Source organism: Microbacterium paraoxydans (assembly GCF_019056515.1).
Taxonomy (GTDB): Bacteria; Actinomycetota; Actinomycetes; order Actinomycetales; family Microbacteriaceae; genus Microbacterium.
On the sequence record NZ_CP064873.1, the window covers coordinates 307472 to 324827 of the forward strand.

General features: G+C 71.0%; 20 protein-coding genes. 7 read left to right on the top strand and 13 right to left on the bottom strand.

The genetic code is table 11. The features are described from left to right. Positions 1 to 5: 5 nt before the first annotated feature. A complete protein-coding gene (locus IZR02_RS01475) occupies positions 6 to 1589 on the bottom strand; it encodes an SDR family oxidoreductase (RefSeq protein WP_025104063.1) in 1584 nt (527 codons plus the stop codon). Between the two features lie 115 nt (positions 1590 to 1704). Here IZR02_RS01475 and IZR02_RS01480 point away from each other — a divergent pair, with 115 nt between their 5' ends. After that, on the top strand, positions 1705 to 2928 hold the full coding sequence (locus IZR02_RS01480; RefSeq protein ID WP_051582236.1) for an MFS transporter: 1224 nt from the start codon (positions 1705 to 1707) through the stop codon (positions 2926 to 2928). On the opposite strand, the gene IZR02_RS01485 is transcribed toward IZR02_RS01480, so the two are convergent. Beyond that, on the bottom strand, positions 2925 to 3470 hold the full coding sequence (locus IZR02_RS01485) for a MarR family winged helix-turn-helix transcriptional regulator (RefSeq protein ID WP_025104061.1): 546 nt from the start codon (positions 3468 to 3470) through the stop codon (positions 2925 to 2927). The genes IZR02_RS01480 and IZR02_RS01485 overlap by 4 nt on opposite strands. Beyond that, entirely contained in the window at positions 3467 to 3703 is a 237-nt protein-coding gene (locus IZR02_RS01490) for a hypothetical protein (RefSeq protein WP_025104060.1), read from the bottom strand. Before IZR02_RS01490 ends, IZR02_RS01485 begins: the two co-directional genes overlap by 4 nt. Before the next feature lie 128 nt (positions 3704 to 3831). On the opposite strand from IZR02_RS01490, the gene IZR02_RS01495 reads away from it, so the two are divergent. Then, positions 3832 to 4278, top strand: a complete 447-nt coding sequence (locus IZR02_RS01495) for a MarR family winged helix-turn-helix transcriptional regulator (RefSeq protein WP_025104059.1) — start codon at positions 3832 to 3834, stop codon at positions 4276 to 4278. 69 nt (positions 4279 to 4347) lie between these two features. Further along, complete coding sequence (locus IZR02_RS01500) at positions 4348 to 4674, top strand: DUF7882 family protein (RefSeq protein WP_025104058.1); 327 nt, start codon at positions 4348 to 4350, stop codon at positions 4672 to 4674. Positions 4675 to 4841: 167 nt separating this feature from the next. Here IZR02_RS01500 and IZR02_RS01505 read toward each other — a convergent pair whose 3' ends face one another. Both IZR02_RS01505 and IZR02_RS01510 read right to left on the bottom strand, forming a co-directional pair. Then, positions 4842 to 5594 (bottom strand): SDR family NAD(P)-dependent oxidoreductase, encoded by a 753-nt coding sequence (locus tag IZR02_RS01505; RefSeq protein WP_025104057.1) that lies wholly within the window; start codon positions 5592 to 5594, stop codon positions 4842 to 4844. 124 nt (positions 5595 to 5718) lie between these two features. After that, positions 5719 to 7032: an MFS transporter gene (locus IZR02_RS01510; RefSeq protein WP_217316551.1), complete on the bottom strand. Its 1314-nt coding sequence runs from the start codon at positions 7030 to 7032 to the stop codon at positions 5719 to 5721. Positions 7033 to 7142: 110 nt separating this feature from the next. Between IZR02_RS01510 and IZR02_RS01515 the strand changes: the two genes are divergently transcribed. From IZR02_RS01515 to IZR02_RS01525, 3 genes are all read left to right on the top strand, one after another. Beyond that, positions 7143 to 7550 (top strand): ArsR/SmtB family transcription factor, encoded by a 408-nt coding sequence (locus tag IZR02_RS01515; RefSeq protein WP_025104055.1) that lies wholly within the window; start codon positions 7143 to 7145, stop codon positions 7548 to 7550. 1 nt (position 7551) lies between these two features. Beyond that, entirely contained in the window at positions 7552 to 8529 is a 978-nt protein-coding gene (locus IZR02_RS01520; RefSeq protein WP_025104054.1) for an SRPBCC family protein, read from the top strand. A gap of 95 nt (positions 8530 to 8624) precedes the next feature. Next, positions 8625 to 9977, top strand: coding sequence for a flavin monoamine oxidase family protein (locus tag IZR02_RS01525; RefSeq protein ID WP_025104053.1), 1353 nt, complete (start codon positions 8625 to 8627; stop codon positions 9975 to 9977). On the opposite strand, the gene IZR02_RS01530 is transcribed toward IZR02_RS01525, so the two are convergent. The 6 genes from IZR02_RS01530 to IZR02_RS01555 form a co-directional block, all read right to left on the bottom strand. Further along, on the bottom strand, positions 9968 to 10666 hold the full coding sequence (locus tag IZR02_RS01530) for a Pr6Pr family membrane protein (protein WP_029989453.1): 699 nt from the start codon (positions 10664 to 10666) through the stop codon (positions 9968 to 9970). The two genes, IZR02_RS01525 and IZR02_RS01530, sit on opposite strands and share 10 nt — an antisense overlap. A 139-nt stretch (positions 10667 to 10805) precedes the next feature. Then, positions 10806 to 11192: a DoxX family protein gene (locus IZR02_RS01535; RefSeq protein WP_025104051.1), complete on the bottom strand. Its 387-nt coding sequence runs from the start codon at positions 11190 to 11192 to the stop codon at positions 10806 to 10808. A 28-nt stretch (positions 11193 to 11220) separates the two neighbouring features. Next, positions 11221 to 11979, bottom strand: coding sequence for a ribonuclease H family protein (locus IZR02_RS01540; protein ID WP_025104050.1), 759 nt, complete (start codon positions 11977 to 11979; stop codon positions 11221 to 11223). 99 nt (positions 11980 to 12078) lie between these two features. After that, entirely contained in the window at positions 12079 to 12300 is a 222-nt protein-coding gene (locus IZR02_RS01545) for a hypothetical protein (RefSeq protein WP_025104049.1), read from the bottom strand. Between the two features lie 103 nt (positions 12301 to 12403). Beyond that, a complete protein-coding gene (locus IZR02_RS01550) occupies positions 12404 to 12715 on the bottom strand; it encodes a protealysin inhibitor emfourin (RefSeq protein WP_025104048.1) in 312 nt (103 codons plus the stop codon). Continuing rightward, complete coding sequence (locus IZR02_RS01555; protein ID WP_025104047.1) at positions 12690 to 13760, bottom strand: M4 family metallopeptidase; 1071 nt, start codon at positions 13758 to 13760, stop codon at positions 12690 to 12692. The genes IZR02_RS01550 and IZR02_RS01555 overlap by 26 nt, the downstream gene beginning before the upstream one ends. Positions 13761 to 13936: 176 nt before the next feature. Here IZR02_RS01555 and IZR02_RS01560 point away from each other — a divergent pair, with 176 nt between their 5' ends. Continuing rightward, the gene (locus IZR02_RS01560; protein WP_062766101.1) at positions 13937 to 15454 is read left to right on the top strand and encodes an SDR family oxidoreductase; all 1518 of its coding nucleotides are present in this window, start codon (positions 13937 to 13939) and stop codon (positions 15452 to 15454) included. Positions 15455 to 15524: 70 nt separating this feature from the next. On the opposite strand, the gene IZR02_RS01565 is transcribed toward IZR02_RS01560, so the two are convergent. Both IZR02_RS01565 and IZR02_RS01570 read right to left on the bottom strand, forming a co-directional pair. After that, positions 15525 to 16616 carry a sensor histidine kinase gene (locus IZR02_RS01565; protein WP_025104045.1) on the bottom strand — a complete coding sequence of 364 codons (1092 nt, stop codon included), beginning with the start codon at positions 16614 to 16616 and terminating at the stop codon, positions 15525 to 15527. After that, the gene (locus tag IZR02_RS01570; protein WP_025104044.1) at positions 16609 to 17280 is read right to left on the bottom strand and encodes a response regulator transcription factor; all 672 of its coding nucleotides are present in this window, start codon (positions 17278 to 17280) and stop codon (positions 16609 to 16611) included. Before IZR02_RS01570 ends, IZR02_RS01565 begins: the two co-directional genes overlap by 8 nt. Positions 17281 to 17356 lie beyond the last annotated feature (76 nt).

A 17356-nucleotide genomic window follows, 5' to 3' on the forward strand; every position in this document is an offset into this window, starting at 1 on the left:
GGCGCTCACGCCGGATCAGGCACGTCCTCTCGCAGGACGCCTGAACCGGCGTGGTCGCCTGCCTCGGCAGCCGCGGTGATCCGCGCGGCCATGCCGGAGAAGATGAGTCCGTGGAAGGGCAGCACGGCGAGCCAGTACAGCCGGCCGAGGAGCCCGCGGGGGAAGAACACGGCACGCTGCTCGTAGCGGGCGCCGTCGCCGTCGGGCACCGCGCGCAGTTCGAGCCAGGCCTCGCCCGGCACCTTCATCTCGGCGCGGAGTCGCAGCAGATGCCCCTCCTCGGTCTGCTCGACCGCCTCGACGCGCCAGAAGTCGATCGCATCCCCGACGCGGGCGGCGGTGCGGCTGCGGCGTCCGCGGCGGAGCCCCACGCCGCCGACCACGCGGTCCATGAGCCCCCGCACCGCCCAGAGCAGCGGCGACGAGTACCACCCGTTCTCCCCGCCGATCCCGAGGATGACGCGCCACAGCTCCGCGACGGACGCGCGCGTCGCGACGGAGCGCTTGTCCGTGAAGACGGTGCGTCCGGCCCAGTCGGGGTCGCTCGGCAGCGGGTCGCTCGGGGCGCCGGTCACCTCGGCGTCCTGCCAGCTCGTCTCCACGGCGTCCGCGTCCACCCGGCCGAGGGCCAGCGCCACGGACCGGCGATACGGCGTGAGCCCGCCCTCGGGCCGCGGGATGAGCGCGTCGACGGCGTGGTCCTTCATGATGCACTCGTTCTGCAGCGAGGCGACGAGGGGCCGGGCGATGGAGCGCGGCACCGGCGTGACGAGGTTCACCCAGTGCGAGGCGAGCTCCGGGGTCAGCACCGGAAGGGCGGCGATGGCGCGCTGCCGCAGTCCGGCCTCCACCGCGTACCCGTTCATCATCTGCCCGTAGCGCAGCACATCCGGTCCGCCGATGTCGACCGCGCGGTTCACCTGGTCGTCGACCCGTGCCGCCCCGAGCAGGTAGTGCAGCACGTCGCGCACGGCGATGGGCTGGATGCGGTTGCGCACCCACTTCGGCGCCGGCATGTACGGCAGCACGTCGGTGAGGTGCCGGATCATCTCGAAGGACGCCGAACCGGAGCCGATCACCACGCCCGCCTGCAGGACGAGGGTCGGCACCCCGGACTCCAGGAAGATCTCGCCGACGTGGACCCGGGAGCGCAGGTGAGGGGAGAGCTTCACGTCGTCCGGGTGCAGGCCGCCGAGGTAGACGATCCGCCGCACCCCGGCTCGGGCGGCCGCGGTGGCGACGGTGGCCGCCGCGCGCTCGTCGCTCTCCTCGAAGCTCTTGCCGGCCGACATGGAGTGGATGAGGTAGTACACGACGTCGACGTCGTCCATCGCGGAGGCGACGGCGTGCTCGTCGTCGGCGGACCCCTCGAAGATCTCGCACTCCTCGCCCCAGCCGAAGGAGGCGGCGCGGACGGCGTCGCGGGCGAGGACCCGGACCCGGTAGCCGGCGTTCAGCAGGCGCGGGGTCAGGCGGCCGCCGATGTAGCCGGTGGCGCCGAGCACGAGGGCGCGGGGCGCGGAGCCGTCGTCGCGGGGGGCAGCCCGAAGGGCGTCCTCGCGACCGGTGGGCTGGGTGAGCTCGCTCATGCTCCGAGCGTAGATCCCGGGGCCGACACGGGGAACGGGCTTGCGCCCGCGGCATCGCCGTCATGACACGCTCGCGAGTACCCGGCGACAGGGTACGGTCGTATCCGTGACCTCCATCGAATCGATTCGACGACTCCCCGCGGACCGTGCCACCCGGCGCGCGCGCATCGCCGTCTCGGCGCTGTTCCTCACGAACGGCGCCCTGTTCGCGAACATCCTGCCGCGCTACCCCGAGATCAAGGCCGCCCTCGGCCTGGACAACCTCGGCTACGGTCTCGCGCTCGCCGCCTTCCCCGCCGGCGCGATCGCGGCCGGACTCCTGGCGGCCACGCTGATCCGTCGCTTCGGGTCGGCGCGCATCGCGGTCATCGGCACCGTGCTCACGAGCCCCGGCCTGCTGTCGGCGGCGTTGTCTCCGACCGGCGTCCTCTTCGCGATCGCCCTCTTCGTCGGCGGCGCCTCCGATGCCATCACCGATGTCGCGCAGAACGCCCACGGCCTGCGCGTGCAGCGGCGGTACGGGCGCTCCATCATCAACTCCTTCCACGCCATCTGGTCCATCGGTGCGGTGATCGGCGGAGTGATGGCCGCGGGCGCGATCGCGCTGCAGCTCCCGCTCGCCGTCCACCTGGGGACCTCGACTGCGGTGTTCGCGACGGTCGCCCTCGTCGCCCTCCGCTTCTGCCTGCGGGGTCGCGACGACGAGACGGAGGCGGACGCCGTGGCGGAACCGCAGGAGATCTCCGGCGCCGTCCGCCGCGGTGTCCCGGCCCGGACGATCATCGCCGTCATCGCCCTGACCCTCATCGCGATGGCCGGGGCCATCGCCGAAGACGCAGGCAACTCGTGGGCCACCCTCTACCTCGGCGACTCCCTGGGAGCGGCGGCAGCCGTCGCGCCGCTCGGGTTCATCGCCCTCGTCGGCGCGCAGTTCGTCGGCCGTCTGCTCGGCGATCCGATGACCGACCGCTTCGGGCAGCGCGCGGTGGCGCGGGTCGGCGGCCTCATCGCCGCCGTCGGGATGACGCTCGCGCTGCTGTTCCCGAGCGTGCCCGGCACGATCCTCGGGTTCGCGGCCGTGGGCTTCGGCATCGCCACCCTCATCCCCGCCGCGATGCACGCCGCCGACGAGCTCCCGGGACTGCGGCCCGGTGTCGGGCTCACCGTGGTGTCCTGGCTGCTGCGGCTCGGCTTCCTGCTGTCGCCGCCGTTCGTCGGGTGGCTGGCGGAGACGCAGAGCCTGCGCGTGGGTCTCGTGGTGGCACCGGTCGCGGCGCTCGTGGCCGTGCTGCTCGCGGGATTCCTGGACGCCCGGCGCCCGCGGAACGCGTCGGACTAGGCCGGCTCCTCCACGAGGTCGGCGCCGCCGTGCACGGCGTCCGCCTCGGCGGCCTCCTGGATCGCGGCGGTCATCCCGACGAGGAACCGCATGACGACCACGCGCTCCTCATCGGTGAGGTCGTCCACGAGGGAGAGCATCCGGCGGTGCATGGCACCGAGTGTCGCGCGCACCTCGTCGTCGCTGCTCACGGTGGGCACGACGATGCCGGCGCGGCGGTCGGTCGGGTGCGGTTCGCGGCGCGCGTGCCCGCCCTTCTCCAGCCGGTCGATGAGCGTCGTCGTCGACGCGGTGGAGATGTCGAGCATGCGCGCCAGATCGATCGGCCGCACGATGCGACCGGCCTTCTGCTCGCGCAGCAGGAACCGGAGGGCGACGAGGTCGGTCTCGTTCATGCCCATGGACGCGCGCGTGCGGGCGCGCATCGCCGTCTCGGCACTGCGGTAGCGCCGCAGCATGTTGAGCACGTCGACCGTGGTGGCGCGCTCGCTGTCGGGGTACCAGTATCCGGAGGCGTGGAACTCACCGGTGCTGTCGGTCACGCGACCTCTCCTTCGTCGCTGGAACCGGCCTCCCGCTCGAGCATCTCCATCGCGCCGGTCTCGACCTCGGCCGGGACGATGCGCAGAAGACCGCCCGTGATCGCATCGGTCTCGGCGGCGATGATCTGCTCGATCCGGCGTCGCGAGACGGAGGGGAAGAGTTCCTCCAGGCGTGCGAGCAGATCGGCGTAGCGGATGTACGACGCCTCCTCGAGGCTCAGTGGCTCGGGCATGGCATCCTTTCGGGGGCAGGGTTCCATCATCGCACCTCCGGAAGTCCCTGGTCGCACCCGATATCGCTAGACAGCCTTACTGTCAGGTTGCCGAGGTACCATGGAGTTCGGGGAAGGAGGATCTCTGCATGGGAAACACGAGTACCGACGTCACGACCTCAGCGCTCGCTCGCGATGTCGACGACTTCCGTCGCGCCGACGCGCAGTTGAACCGCCGTCTCGCCGCCCGGCGCGAACCCAACGATACCGACCGTGCGGCGATGCACTTCATCAGCACCGCGCCCGTCGAGAAGCCCGTCACTCCCCGCGACCTCGCCACCTACCTCGGCATCAGTACGGCCGCCGTCACGAGCGTCGTGCGACGGATGTCGGAGCGGGGGCAGATCGTCGTCGCGCCTCACCCCCTGGATGCGCGGTCCAAGGTCCTCCGGCCGTCGCTCCGCGATCTGCACGGACAGGGCGACGAGCTGGCGCAGCGCGTGGCCGCCATCGAAGGCGAGTTCACCGCGGAGGAGGCGGCCGTGATCTCCCGCTTCTTGCGCCGTCTCACCGACGAACTCGGCGATCTCCCCTGATCGACTTGATTTAACTAGTTAAACTAGTAAACTATCCTCGTCCAGCTTTTCTGCCACGAGGAGAAGAACATGGGAACCCTCACCTACGCGAACCTCGCCGAGCCGATCGAGATCGACGACGAGCTGCTCGCCCACCTTCGCGCCGCCACCGTCACCAAGCTGCGGCGCAACGAGCCGTTCGCGCTCACGGTGGAGACCGGCGCCGACCGCACCGAGACGCTGTGGATCCACGCGTCCATCCCGATCCGCTTCGTCGTCGAGACGTCGGTCACCCTGCAGCGACCGCTGCTGGCCCGTCTCATGCAGGCCGCGGGTTCGACCGGCGGACTCGACCTCACCGACCCCGAGCTCGCGCTCGATGCGGTATCGCGCGAATTGCACGCGATGTCCGCCTGATAACGGAGGGGTGCAGACCTGCCTCATCGCCTCGGGATCCTCTTCAAGGGCTCTCGGATCCCGGGCGGTGACGGCTACGGCGAGAACGGAGCGGGGGCTCTCGATCGCCGACCGCGGCATCCGGCCGCCGGGATTCGGGTTCCCGGCAGTCGGATGCCGTTTCTTCGTCAGAGGGCGGTGTAGCCGCCGTCGACCAGGTGGTAGCTACCGGTGATAAAGCTCGCGGCGTCGCTCGCGAGGAACACCACGAGGTTCGCGACCTCCTCGGCCTGGCCCAGGCGCCCGATCGGGTGCTTGGACACGAGGAAGTCCTTCGCCTCGTCGCCCATGTTCGCCAGGAGCGGGGTGTCGATGAAGCCGGGGCCGACCGAGTTCACGCGGACGCCCTGCGCGGAGTACTCGAGGGCGGCGGTCTTCGTCATGCCGACGACGCCATGCTTGGCGGTGACGTAGGCGGGGGAGCCCGCGAAGCCGACGCTGCCGAGGATCGAGGCGATGTTCACGACCGAGCCGCCGCCGTTGGCGAGGATCGACGGGATCTGCGCCTTCATGTTGCGGAACACGGCGTTGAGGTTGATGGCGATCACCTTGTCCCACGCGTCTTCCTCGTAGTCCGCGGTGGGCGCGGTGGCGCCGCCGATGCCGGCGTTGTTGACGCCGATGCGGAGCGGGGCGAGCGAGTTGGCGAGCTCGACCGACGAGGCGATCCAGACCGGGTCCGTCGCGTCGCCGACCGACGCCTCCGCGGTGCCGCCAGCGGCGCGGATCTCCTCGACGACCGCGTTCGCGTGCTCCGCGTTCAGGTCGTTGACCACCACCGCCGCGCCGTTCTGCGCCAGCAGCAGGGCGACCGCGCGGCCGATGCCGCTGCCCGCTCCTGTCACGATCGCCGAGCGGTTCGAGACGTCGTACTGAGCCACTTTCGGGCTCCTTCCCGGGCGGGCGCGGTGCCGGGAGATCTTCTCGGACGGTCCGTCCTTCCCTCCAGCCTACGCCCGGAATACCGGTGTGGATTCATGTGAATGGAAATGCTCGGCGGGCTGGCTACGCTGTGGGGACCGTCTGCTCCGGTGTCGTCTCATCCGACTCATCGGCCTCGTCGCGGGGCTGAAGGCCGCGTATGAGCGTGGCGCCCAGGCACAGCAGGACGAGAGCGACCACCCCGGCGCCGACGAGGGCGAGCCGGGGGCCGGCCACCGTCACGATGATGCCGGCGGAGAGGAAGACGAGGATCTGGATGACGTTCTCGGCCATCTCGTCGAGCCCGCCGATGCGCCCCAGGTGTTCGTCCTCGACGCTCGTCTGGAAGAGCGAGGTGACGGCGACGTTGTAGGGCGCGTTGACGAGCGCGCTGATACCCACGCCGACGAGGAGGACTCCGATGTTGGGTGCCATGCCCATCACGAACTGCGCGACCACGAAGAAGGCGAGGCAGACAAGGAATAACGGTTTGACCTTCACCCACTTCACGAAGATCCCCACGAGCAAAGCAGCGACGACCGCGATCAGTCCGTTCCACGACAGCACGATTCCGAGGGTCTCGACCGGGAGGCCGAGTTCATCGTCGAGCAGGAAGAGGAGACCGAAGGAGTTGACGCCCGCAGTGAACGTCACGCCGTAGGAAGCGACCAGCACGCCGAGCGCGAGTCGATTGCGCGCCAAGAGGCCGACAGCTTCGGGAATGCCGCGGATCGAGTCGGCGGCCTCCACCAGGCCGGTGCGGATGCTGACGCGGAGTGGCGTCTTCTCTCCACTCGTGGGCTCCGGGCGGATCAGGACCCGCAGGAGCGCGGCAGAGATGAGGAAAGACACCGCGTCCAGGAGGAAGGCGACCGACGGGCCGTAGGCGGCGAAGGCAAGTGCCGCCAACGCCGGACCGACGGAGGCGAGGGCCCAGCTCACCGCCTGGATGATGCTGTTCGCGCGGGGGATCATCCCGCGCCGAACCAGGCGGGGCACGAAGACGAACGCCGACGAGGCGAAGAAGACGCTCGCCGTCGCTGCGCTGAAGACGAGCACATAGGCGAGCGCGCCGGGAGCAACCACCCATGCGACGACAGCGAGCGCCACGCTGAGAGCGCCGCGGATGAGCATGGTGGCGATGAACGTCTTCCGAAGGTCGAAGCGATCGGCGATCGCTCCGGCGATCGGAGCGAAGAGCATTCCGGGGACGACTCCTGCCAACAGGAGAAGAACGCGAGTGAGCTCCTTGTCCGGCGTCTCCTCGTAGAACCAGAGATTCAACGACATGACCCGGAAGGCGTCGCCGAGGTTCGACACGGCGATCGTGCTCAGGAACACGAAGAAGGTCCCGGGGAGGCCGAGGAACGACCTTCCGGCGTGCCGCACTCTGTTCATGCTCTGCCTTCTCGAGTCGGTGCAAGAGGATCCGCCCACCGTAGCCGAGCGGGAATCGTCCACAGGAAAGTTCTTGACACGCTCGCGACGCGGGTCTAACGTACAACCAAATGGTTGCACAAACGGAGTTGAGCGAAGCGGAGGTCGACCGTGTGTTCCACGCACTGGCGACGTCGACCCGGCGGGACATCCTGCGCCGGACGATCGAGCGGGAGCAGTCCGTCTCGACCCTCGCCTCGGAGTACGAGATGTCGTTCGCCGCGGTCCAGAAGCACGTGGCCGTGCTCGAGGCGGCGAACCTCATCGTCAAGCGCGCCGAGGGACGCGAGCGGCTCGTCCGCGCGAACCCCGAGATGATCGCCCGCGCCAGGGCGCTCCTCGCCCGATACGAAGAGTTGTGGCGGTCGCGCATCGCCCGGCTCGACGATCTCCTGGCCGAGCCCTCCCCGCCCGCGGGAAAGAGACCGGCCTCCACCGACCCCACCAGCAGTCAACGCAACGAATCGCAAGGAGACTGACATGCCTGTCACGGACATCATCACGGATGCCGAGAACCTCACCATGACCGTCGTCGCCGACCTCGCCGCGCCCGTCGAGCGCGTCTGGGCCGCCTACACCGACCCGCAGCAGCTCGAGCGGTTCTGGGGTCCTCCCGGCTGGCCGGCCACCTTCACCCGATGGGACCACACCGTCGGCGGGCGAGCCGTCTACACGATGAACGGTCCCCGCGGGGAGAAGGCCTCCGGCACGTGGGAGTTCCTGGAGATCGACGCGCCGCGCAGCTTCACGGTGCTCGACTCGTTCGCCGACGAGGAGGGCACGCCGGATGCGAACCTCCCCTCCATGCGCATGACCTTCACGTTCGAGCCGACGGCCGAGGGCACACGCATGGTCAACACGAGCCACTTCACGTCTGCCGAGGCGCTCGAGCAGGTCGTCGCGATGGGTGCCGTTGAGGGCACCCGGATGGCCATGGCCCAGCTCGACGCCGTGTTGCAGGACCTCCGCGACTACGCGCAGGGCAAGGGCACGCGGGTGGAGCTGCTCGACGACACGCACGTGCGCATCACCCGCCTCGTCGAGGGTCCGCGCGAGCTGGTGTGGCGCGCCCACTTCGAGCCCGAACTCATCCGGCAGTGGATGCTCGGGCCGGACGGGTGGGAGATGACCGAGTGCGTGTCGGCGACCGAGGTCGGCCAGTCGTACCGGAACTCCTGGGCGCCCGTGGGCGACACGGAGGGTGAGCCGTTCGGATTCGAGGGGGAGGCACTGCTGATCGACGCCCCGAAGCGCGCCGTCACCACCGAGCGGATGCAGGGCATGTCGACCGAGACGCTCAACGACCTCAACCTCTACGAGGAGGACGGCGCGACCCTCGTCACGGTGCTCATCGAGTATCCGGACAAGGAGACGCGCGACATGATCCTCGCCACCGGCATGGCCGACGGCATGGAGGCCTCGTTCGCGCGACTGGAGCGGGAGCTGCTGTCCGTCTGACACCCAGGCACTCGCGCCGGAACAGGCGGTTCTCGTGGAGAGCCGCCTGTTCCGGCGCTTCTGCCTGTGCGAAAGCGGGATAAAGTGGCGGCACGATGAGGATCACGCGCCGTACCCTGCTCCTCGGCGCCGGAGCCGGTGCCGTCTCGGTGCTTCTCGCCTCCTGCACCCCGGAGCCGGAACCGACGCCGACCCCCACCCGCACGCGCGAACCGGAGCCGCCGCCCGGTGTCCCCGCCCCGAGCGGGAGCGTCCGCAGCACCTGGACCACCGACCCCTTCGCCCGGGGCGCCGCGAGCTTCACTCCCGTGGGGGTGCTCGCCGCGACCCGTGCGGCGCTCGCGCAGCCCGTCGACGACCGGCTCTTCTTCGCGGGCGAGGCGACCGACGACGAGGCGCCGGGTACCGTCCGGGGAGCCCTGCGGTCGGGCCGCCGCGCCGCGCGGGAACTCACCGTCGCCGCCGAGGACGGCGAGCGGGTGGCCGTGATCGGCGCCGGGATCGCCGGAGCGACCGCCGCTGCGCAGCTCGCGGAGGACGGCCTGCAGGTGACGGTGTTCGAAGCGCGCGACCGCGTCGGCGGCCGGATCCTCTCCCGCGCGGACGAGGAGTGGCCGGTTCCGGTGCAGCTCGGCGCGTGGCTGTTCGGCGAGGCGGACGCGGAGCTTCTCGAGACGATCGACGAGGGGGACATGGACCTCGTCGACCTTGACGGGGCGCGGTGGCGCTCGGCCGAGGGCGATGTCGACCCCGTGGATCCGCAGCCGGTGGAGGCCGCGGTGACCACGGCGCAGTCCGCCCCGCAGGACTCCTCGGTGGCGGACGCCCTGGTGGCAGCCGGCATCGACCCGGAGGATCCCGCGACCGCCGCGCTCCTCGCGCTCCTCGCCGCACGGACCGGCGCGGACGCCGTCGACCTGTCGAGCTGGTTCGCCCCGCCACTCCCGGACGCGGCGCTGCAGGGGGTCGGCGACGACCTGACCCCGTTCATCGAGAGCACCCTGGACGGGGTGAAAGTGGGGCTCAGCTCGCCGGTCACGCGCCTCGCGTGGGACGACACCGGGGTGAGTGTGCGCCTCGGCACCGGGGAGGCCCTCTCCTTCGACCGGGTGCTGCTGACGGTGCCGCTCGGGGTGCTGCAGGAGCAGGCCATCGAGTTCGATCCGCCGCTGCCGTTCGACAACCGCGGCGCCGTCTCCGCGCTCGGGATGGGCGCCATCGAGACGGTGTGGCTGCGATGGGACGAGCCGTTCTGGGACGGTGACGAGGCGATCTGGCACGCGGTCGGCGACGACATCGCGATCCCTACGTGGATCAACCTCCGCCCCTCGACCGGCGAGAACGTGCTCGTCGGGATCGTGGGCGGTGCGGCGGCCCGGGACTTCGCGGAGCTCGGGGACGCGGAGGCCGTCGAGGCGGCACTCGCTTCGCTGGCGCTCTACGCCTGAACCGGCTCGCGCGCGGCCTCGGCCGGGGCGCGGTCCTCGGGAGGAGGCTCGGCAGGAGCGCGGTCCCACGGGTCCGGCAGGCGGCTGATGAGCACGAGCGCGGTCGCCACGGCGGCGAACACGGCCAGCGCGATCGCGCAGGAGACGGTGAACTCGACGGGACCGCTCACCTGCCGCGGGTCGAGGAAGTAGTACGGGTACCAGCCGATCAACGGTCCGCGGATGAGCGTCGCGACGCCCCACAGCACCGGGTAGGCGAGGGTCACCGGGATCACGCGCCACGGCACCGCCCGATGCCCCGGGGCCAGGGCCCAGGCCGCGACGGTCACCGCGGGCAGCCAGAAGTGCAGCACCTGATCCGACCACGGCACGTCGATGCGGATCCCCCGGACTCCGGCCTGCCAGACGAGGATCGCGAACACGAGTCCCGCCGTGATCGTCCAGGTGAGCACGAGGGCGAGCGCCACCGTGAGCCACCGCGGGTCGCGGGCTCTCCTCAGCGCGAGGACTCCGGCGACGGTGAGGAGGACGACGAAGGCGATGTTCGACTGGTTCGTCAGGTACGCGAAGAAGTTCTGGCTCGCGATGGTGTTCGACGCGAGTCCCCACGCGAGGCGGTGGATCAGCGCGACGAGGCAGACGGCGGCGGCGGTGAGCCGGAGCAGGCCGAAGACGGTGCGCCTGCTCACCGTCGCCTCGTCCTTTCCGCCATCCGCCGAGTCTACGGAGCCGACCCGGGGTGACGCCGCATCAGGCCGCCGCACGGGTTCAGGCGTGGCTGGGGGTGGGGGCCTGTTCTCGCGCGAAGGCCTGCTCTCGCGGGGTGGGTCAGCGGCGCGGAGCGCGCGTCGACCACAGGGCCAGCGCGATGAGCGCCGGCTGGAAGAACAGACGCACGAAGCGCTTCATGTCGGTGTCGAGGCCGAAGCCGTCGCGATGATGCATCCACTGCGCCACGTTGCCCGGGAAGACCGCGGCGAAGAAGAGCGCGGCGACGGTGCCGACCGTGCGACGGCGGCGTCGGGCGAAGAGGAGAGCGGAGCCGAGCGCGACCTCGGCGACGCCGGACGCGAGCACCGTGGTGTCGGGATCGAGCGGCAGCGATTCCGGCACCTGAGCCTGGAATTCCTCGCGGGCGAACGTGAGGTGGGAGACGCCGGCGAACACGAGCGAGGCGCCGAGGAAGATCCGGCCGATGGTGCGGGGAGTCGACATGGTGCGAGTGTACGCCTCGCCGTCGCCGTCAGATCAGGCGGCGGAGCGCTTCTTCGAGGGTGATGCCCTGCGCTTCGGCGCGGTCCCGGAGACGCGCGTGCTCGTCGGGCGACAGCGGCAGCTGGATCACGATGGGGTCGTCCTGCGCGAGGTCGAGTCCGTCGAGGAGGTCCGAGGTCTCGGCCCACAGCGGCACGGCGAACTCCGCCTCCGCGACGGGGGTCGAGGTGCGGGAGGAGGCTGTCGTCGAGGCGGATGCCGGGGCTTCGGCGGCGGCAGCGGCGACCGGGGCGGAGGCGGCGACGGCGGCTCCGGCATCGGTCGCGCGGGTGAACCCGGGGCCTCGACGCGGCTCCTGCTTCTGCTGATAGGCCTTGGCGGCGGCGTTCGCGCGCTCGTCGGCGGCTTCGTTCAGCGGGTGTCCGGCGTGGCCTTTGACCCAGGAGAACTCGACGTCCCGACCGCGCATGGCTTCGTCGATCCCCTCGAGGAGGTCGCGGTTCAGCACGGGCCCGCCGTCGGACTTCCGCCACCCGCGGCGCTTCCAGCCGGGCATCCACTTCGTCACGGAGTCGATCACGTAGCGGCTGTCGCACTCGATCAGGAGCTTCTCGTCGGTGCCGGCCGTCGCCCGGAGCAGCTCGAGGACGGCGCGGAGCTCGCCCTGGTTGTTCGTGCCGTGCGGGGAGCCGCCGGCCGCCCAGTTCGCGTCGTCGATGTACCAGGCCCAGCCGTTCGGGCCGGGGTTGCCCAGGGCGGAGCCGTCTGCGGCGGCGGTGATGGTCATCCGTCCACCGTATCGCTGGCCGCGGACGCACTTTCGCGCCGCGGTCGCACGGAGTGGTCCGGAAGCTGCGACGGGGGTGCGAAACAGCGACGCGCGGTGTCAGTCCTCGGGGTCGGCGTTCTCGGTGCTCGCGGCCTCGGGGGCGGGCGGGGCGACGGGGAACACGATGGAGCTCACCGAGGACGGGGTGTCGAGGCCGAGGGTCAGCGGGTCGAGCGCCGGCGCGGCGTCGAGCGTGTCTGCGGCCGAGGTCTCGAGAGGTTCCGAGGGGAGTCCCCACTGCTTCTCTTCTTCCTCCGGTCGCTGCTGGAAGAGTCCCATGTCTCCATTGTCACCCCCGGGCGGCGCGGGGTCGCGGTTTCCCACCGAGGTCGCAGGGATCGGGCGGCATCCTGCGACGGGAGTGCGAATCTGCGACCGCGGGTCACTCCGAGCGCGCGGCCTCCCGCACGGCGTCGACGAGGGTGCGCCACGGACCGTCCACGGCGGAGTCGGGCAGCTCCCGCTCCCGACGCTCGGACGGGGTGCGGGCGCGGATGCTCCAGACGAACCGGTCGGCCCCGGGCTCCGTGTCGACGTCGTCGTCCCAGGGGCAGCTGTCGATGAGGCCGATCCATTCCTCGGCGTCCGGCGGCTCGGCCTCCACCCGCCACTGGCGACGGATGCCGGCGAGACCTCCCGAGCGCACGACGGCGATGACGACAGGGGCGTCAGGCGGCGTCGGGTCCTCGGTCATCCTCATAGACTCCCACGGTCGTCCACGCGCGTCGAGCGGCGGCGACCGCCTCCTCATCGACGGAGGCTGCGGCGGCGACCGTGGCATCGGCGAACTCGGTGAAGGTCGCGGTGCTCGCCAGTCCGCCGGTGAGTGCCCGGTACCAGACCGTGCCGGCGCGCTCCCAGGCGTTGCCGCCGAGGTCGAGGGCGAAGAGGGCGAAGGCGCGGTTCGGGATGCCGGAGTTGATGTGCACGCCCCCGTTGTCCTCGGTGGTGCGCACGAATCCGCTCATGTGGTCCGGCTGCGGGTCTTTCCCGAGTTCATCGTCGTCGTAGGCCGTGCCCGGCGCGATCATGGAGCGCAGGGCTGAGCCCTCCACCGCATCCGTGAAGATCTCCGCCCCGATGAGCCAGCTCGCCTGGTCGGCGGACTGCCCCAGGGCGTACTGCTCGGTGAGGGCGCCGAACACGTCGGCCACGGACTCGTTCAGTGCGCCCGGCTGGCCCTGATACTCCAGGTTCGCCGTGTGCTGCACGACACCGTGGGCGAGCTCATGCCCGATCACGGTGAGCGAGCCGGTGAAGTGCTGGAACACCTCGCCGTCGCCGTCGCCGAACACCATGCGCTCGCCGTCCCAGAACGCGTTGTCGTAGTCGACGCCGTAGTGGACGGTCGCGTCGAGAGGAGCGCCGGCGTCGTCGAGCGAGTTGCGGCCGAACGCGGAGAGCAGCATCTCGAATGTCGCGCCCAGGCCGTCGAACGCCTCGTTGACGGCGGTGTCGGCGACGGGCTCATCGTCTTCCGTGCGGACCACGGCCCCCGGGAGCTGCTGGGTGTTGCCGGCGTCGCTGATCGTGCGGTTCGGCGCATCCGAGAGCTGCGCGACGAGGTCGCCGTTCTCGTCGATGGAGAGGTCGATGCGGGCGCGGAACGGCGGGCGCCCCGCGGTGAGCGTCTGCCGGGCGGCGGCGGCGGCCTTCGGGAACCGACCCGACTCCGCCAGTCGGGCGAGCAGGTAGGAGGGGACGACGCCGGGGTGCGGGAAGGATTCTGCGCTGCTCATGCGTCGACCCTACGCCGGGGTGCGGACACGGCAGGAGACCCGCCGCCGTTCTGCGACGAGGGTGGGAGCGATGTCGGTGGTGGCCGAGCGCGTACTAGTCGGCGGATTCGCCGCGGGAGGCGCCCGGCACCCAACCCAGCAGGAGACCCCCAGGACGGTCGCGTAAAATCGGCCTAATGACCGACGCGCCCGACGCCACCCCCGACCTGGGCCCCGGCATCGACCCCGACGACCTCGCCACGACGCTGCGCGTCCTCGCCGAGCTGCACACCATCGACAACGAGCACCCCGACTTCGTGGCCGTGCGCCACGCGACCGCGGCCATGTTCAAGGCGGTCAAGCGCGTGCGGCGCAAGGAGATCCGGGATGCGATCGCCGAGGCGGACAAGGCCGTCGTCGCCCGCACCGCCACCGGCGCCCCCGACCGCATCGACGACGAGACGCGCGGGCACGACCTCGCGTCCCGTGTGATCGACGCCCCCATCGCCGGCGAGCTCCTCAAGCCGCGCAACTGCTACATCTGCAAGCAGCCGTACACGCTCGTCGACGCGTTCTACCACCAGCTCTGCCCGGACTGCGCCCGCTTCAGCCACGGCAAGCGCACCGCCCGCACCGACCTCACCGGAAAGCGCGCGCTGCTCACCGGCGGCCGCGCGAAGATCGGCATGCACATCGCGCTGCGCCTCCTCCGCGACGGTGCGCACACCACGATCACCACCCGGTTCCCGCGTGACGCCGTGCGGCGGTTCTCGGCTCTCCCGGACGCGGGCGACTGGCTGCACCGGCTGCGCGTGGTCGGCATCGACCTCCGCGACCCCGCCCAGGTGATCGGGCTCGCCGACTCGGTCGCCGCGCAGGGCCCGCTCGACATCCTCATCAACAACGCCGCCCAGACGGTCCGCCGCTCACCGGGGGCGTACTCACTGCTCGCCGACGCGGAGCTCCAGCCGCTGCCGGACGGCCCGCTGCCGGAGATGGAGACCTTCGGGCACACCGTCGACCCGCACCCGCAGGCGCTGCAGGCCTCGGTCGACGCGCATCCGCTGCTGTCGGTCGCGGCGCTCGGCGGCACGGTCGCGGAGCAGGGGGGACAGGCGCTCACGGCCGAAGACCTCGCGCGGCTCGCGATGGCCCCCGGCTCCTCCTCGCTCGAGAAGCACGCGGACGGCACGGCGATCGATGCGGGCGGCCTCGTGCCGGACGTGAACCGCGTCAACACCTGGGTGCAGTCCGTGGATCAGGTCGATCCGCTGGAGATGCTCGAGGTGCAGCTCGCCAACACGACCGCTCCGTTCCTGCTCATCAGCCGGCTGCGGGCGTCGATGGCCGCGTCGTCGTCGCGCCGGAAGTACGTCGTGAACGTCTCCGCCATGGAGGGACAGTTCTCTCGCCGTTACAAGGGCCCGGGCCACCCGCACACCAACATGGCGAAGGCCGCGCTGAACATGCTGACCCGCACGAGCGCGGGGGAGATGTTGGAGAAGGACGGCATCCTCATGACCGCCGTCGACACCGGCTGGATCACCGACGAGCGCCCGCACTACACGAAGGTGCGCCTCGCGGAGGAGGGCTTCCACGCCCCGCTCGACCTGGTCGACGGCGCCGCCCGGGTGTACGACCCCATCGTGCGCGGCGAGGCCGGCGAGGACATCCACGGCGTCTTCCTCAAGGACTACGAGCCCAGCCCCTGGTGACGGCCGTTCGAATCGCCTGAATGGTTCCATCCGGAGCCGAAACAGGGCCAAACGGGCGATTCGAAAACCGTCAGCCGGGGTAGGGGTGCGGGAACCAGACCGTCACGATGAGGCCTCCGCCGGTGCGGGGCGTCAGCACGAGGGTGCCGCCGTGGGTCTGCGTGATGCGCTGCACGATCGCGAGGCCGAGGCCCACCCCGGCGTGCTCCGGCCCGCGCGTGCGCTCGGTGCCGCGCTGGAAGGGCTCGACGAGCGTCGCGACCTGGGAGGCGTGCAGCTCCGCACCGGTGTTCTCCACGACGAGGGCCACCGCATGCGGCAGGGAATGCGTGCGCACCGCGACGGAACCCCCGCCGTCGCTGCGGTTGTGGACGATCGCGTTGGCGACGAGGTTCATGACGAGCTGCGGCAGCAGGGCGGAGGAGCCGAGCACGGTCGCCGGCACGCCGGACACCTCCACCTCGACCCCGCGGCGGTCGGCGAGCGGCAGGAGGGCCTCGACGGATTCCTCTGCCAGGAGCGACAGGTCGACGAGCGTCCGCGGGAAGGTGCGCTGATCCGCTCTGCTCAGCAGCAGCAGCGCCTCGGTGAGGTCGATCGCGCGCGTGTTCACCTCGTGGAGCCGGTCGATCAGGGCGTCGACGTCGCGGTCGGGATCGGTGCGGGCCACGTCGAGGAGGGTCTGCGAGATGGCCAAGGGGGTCCGCAGCTCGTGCGAGGCGTTCGCGGCGAAGCGCTGCTGCTCGGCGACGTGCGCCTCGAGCTGCTCGAGCATCGTGTCGAAGACGTCGGCGAGGTCGCGGAACTCGTCGCTCGGGCCCTCCATGCGGATCCGGTGCGACAGGGAGCCCTGCGCCGCGAGCCGTGCGGCGTCGCCGATGCGGTCGAGAGGCGCCAGCATCCGTCCGGCGAGCAGCCAGCCGCCGCCGAGACCGATCGCGAGCAGGGCGACCATCACCATCGCGGCGACGGGTACGAACGCCCGGATCAGATCCGAGCGGTTGGGGACGAAGAACTCGACGACGGGGATCTGCACATCCGGCACGTAGCGCAGGAGATAGAGCGCCACGGCCCCGAGCAGCAGGAGGCCGGAGACGACGACGATGCCCGCGTAGCTCAGGGTCAGCTTGAGGCGGACGCTGAGGCCGCGCCGCCTAGGCATCCGCGTCGGCCCCGATGCGGTAGCCGACGCCGGGCACCGTGAGGATCAGCCACGGCTCGCCGAGGCGCTTGCGCAGCGAGGACACGGTGATGCGGACGGCGTTCGTGAACGGGTCGGCGTTCTCGTCCCACGCCCGCTCCAGCAGCTCCTCGGCGCTGACCACGCCGCCCTCGGCGTCGACGAGCACCTCCAGCACGGCGAACTGCTTGCGGGTGAGGGCGACGTAGCGGCCGTCGCGGTAGACCTCGCGGCGGAACGGGTCGAGGCGCAGCCCGGCGATCTCCAGCACCGGTGGCCGCGCGCGCTGTCGGCGGCGGTCGAGGGCGCGCAGCCGCAGCACCAGCTCCCGCAGCTCGAACGGCTTGGTGAGGTAGTCGTCGGCGCCGAGCTCGAACCCGGAGGCCTTGTCGTCGAGGCGGTCGGCGGCCGTGAGCATGAGGATGGGGATGCCGCTGCCCGAGGCGACGATCCATCGCGCGATGTCGTCACCGGACGGACCGGGCACGTCGCGGTCGAGGATCGCGATGTCGTACGCGTTGATGCTCAGCAGCTCGAGCGCGGTGTCGCCGTCGCCGGCGATGTCGGCCGCGATCGCCTCCAGTCGCAGCCCGTCGCGGACCGCCTCGGCGAGGTAGGGCTCGTCCTCGACGATCAGCACACGCATGGCAGTGATCCTACGCAGTGCGGCATATCGCCGGTGTATGGAAAAGGCCATACGTCGTGGCAACCGCGGGCTCTCT

What these genes read in the sequence shown, in the direction of transcription:
- IZR02_RS01510 (WP_217316551.1), bottom strand. Translation starts at nt 7,032, where the DNA reads ATGAACAGAGTGCGGCACGCCGGAAGGTCGTTCCTCGGCCTCCCCGGG.
- IZR02_RS01540 (WP_025104050.1), bottom strand. Translation starts at nt 11,979, where the DNA reads ATGACCATCACCGCCGCCGCAGACGGCTCCGCCCTGGGCAACCCCGGC.
- IZR02_RS01555 (WP_025104047.1), bottom strand. Translation starts at nt 13,760, where the DNA reads ATGAGCAGCGCAGAATCCTTCCCGCACCCCGGCGTCGTCCCCTCCTAC.
- IZR02_RS01545 (WP_025104049.1), bottom strand. Translation starts at nt 12,300, where the DNA reads ATGGGACTCTTCCAGCAGCGACCGGAGGAAGAAGAGAAGCAGTGGGGA.
- IZR02_RS01560 (WP_062766101.1), top strand. Translation starts at nt 13,937, where the DNA reads ATGACCGACGCGCCCGACGCCACCCCCGACCTGGGCCCCGGCATCGAC.
- IZR02_RS01490 (WP_025104060.1), bottom strand. Translation starts at nt 3,703, where the DNA reads ATGCCCGAGCCACTGAGCCTCGAGGAGGCGTCGTACATCCGCTACGCC.
- IZR02_RS01515 (WP_025104055.1), top strand. Translation starts at nt 7,143, where the DNA reads ATGGTTGCACAAACGGAGTTGAGCGAAGCGGAGGTCGACCGTGTGTTC.
- IZR02_RS01520 (WP_025104054.1), top strand. Translation starts at nt 7,552, where the DNA reads ATGCCTGTCACGGACATCATCACGGATGCCGAGAACCTCACCATGACC.
- IZR02_RS01525 (WP_025104053.1), top strand. Translation starts at nt 8,625, where the DNA reads ATGAGGATCACGCGCCGTACCCTGCTCCTCGGCGCCGGAGCCGGTGCC.
- IZR02_RS01500 (WP_025104058.1), top strand. Translation starts at nt 4,348, where the DNA reads ATGGGAACCCTCACCTACGCGAACCTCGCCGAGCCGATCGAGATCGAC.
- IZR02_RS01495 (WP_025104059.1), top strand. Translation starts at nt 3,832, where the DNA reads ATGGGAAACACGAGTACCGACGTCACGACCTCAGCGCTCGCTCGCGAT.
- IZR02_RS01475 (WP_025104063.1), bottom strand. Translation starts at nt 1,589, where the DNA reads ATGAGCGAGCTCACCCAGCCCACCGGTCGCGAGGACGCCCTTCGGGCT.
- IZR02_RS01550 (WP_025104048.1), bottom strand. Translation starts at nt 12,715, where the DNA reads ATGACCGAGGACCCGACGCCGCCTGACGCCCCTGTCGTCATCGCCGTC.
- IZR02_RS01570 (WP_025104044.1), bottom strand. Translation starts at nt 17,280, where the DNA reads ATGCGTGTGCTGATCGTCGAGGACGAGCCCTACCTCGCCGAGGCGGTC.
- IZR02_RS01565 (WP_025104045.1), bottom strand. Translation starts at nt 16,616, where the DNA reads ATGCCTAGGCGGCGCGGCCTCAGCGTCCGCCTCAAGCTGACCCTGAGC.
- IZR02_RS01535 (WP_025104051.1), bottom strand. Translation starts at nt 11,192, where the DNA reads ATGTCGACTCCCCGCACCATCGGCCGGATCTTCCTCGGCGCCTCGCTC.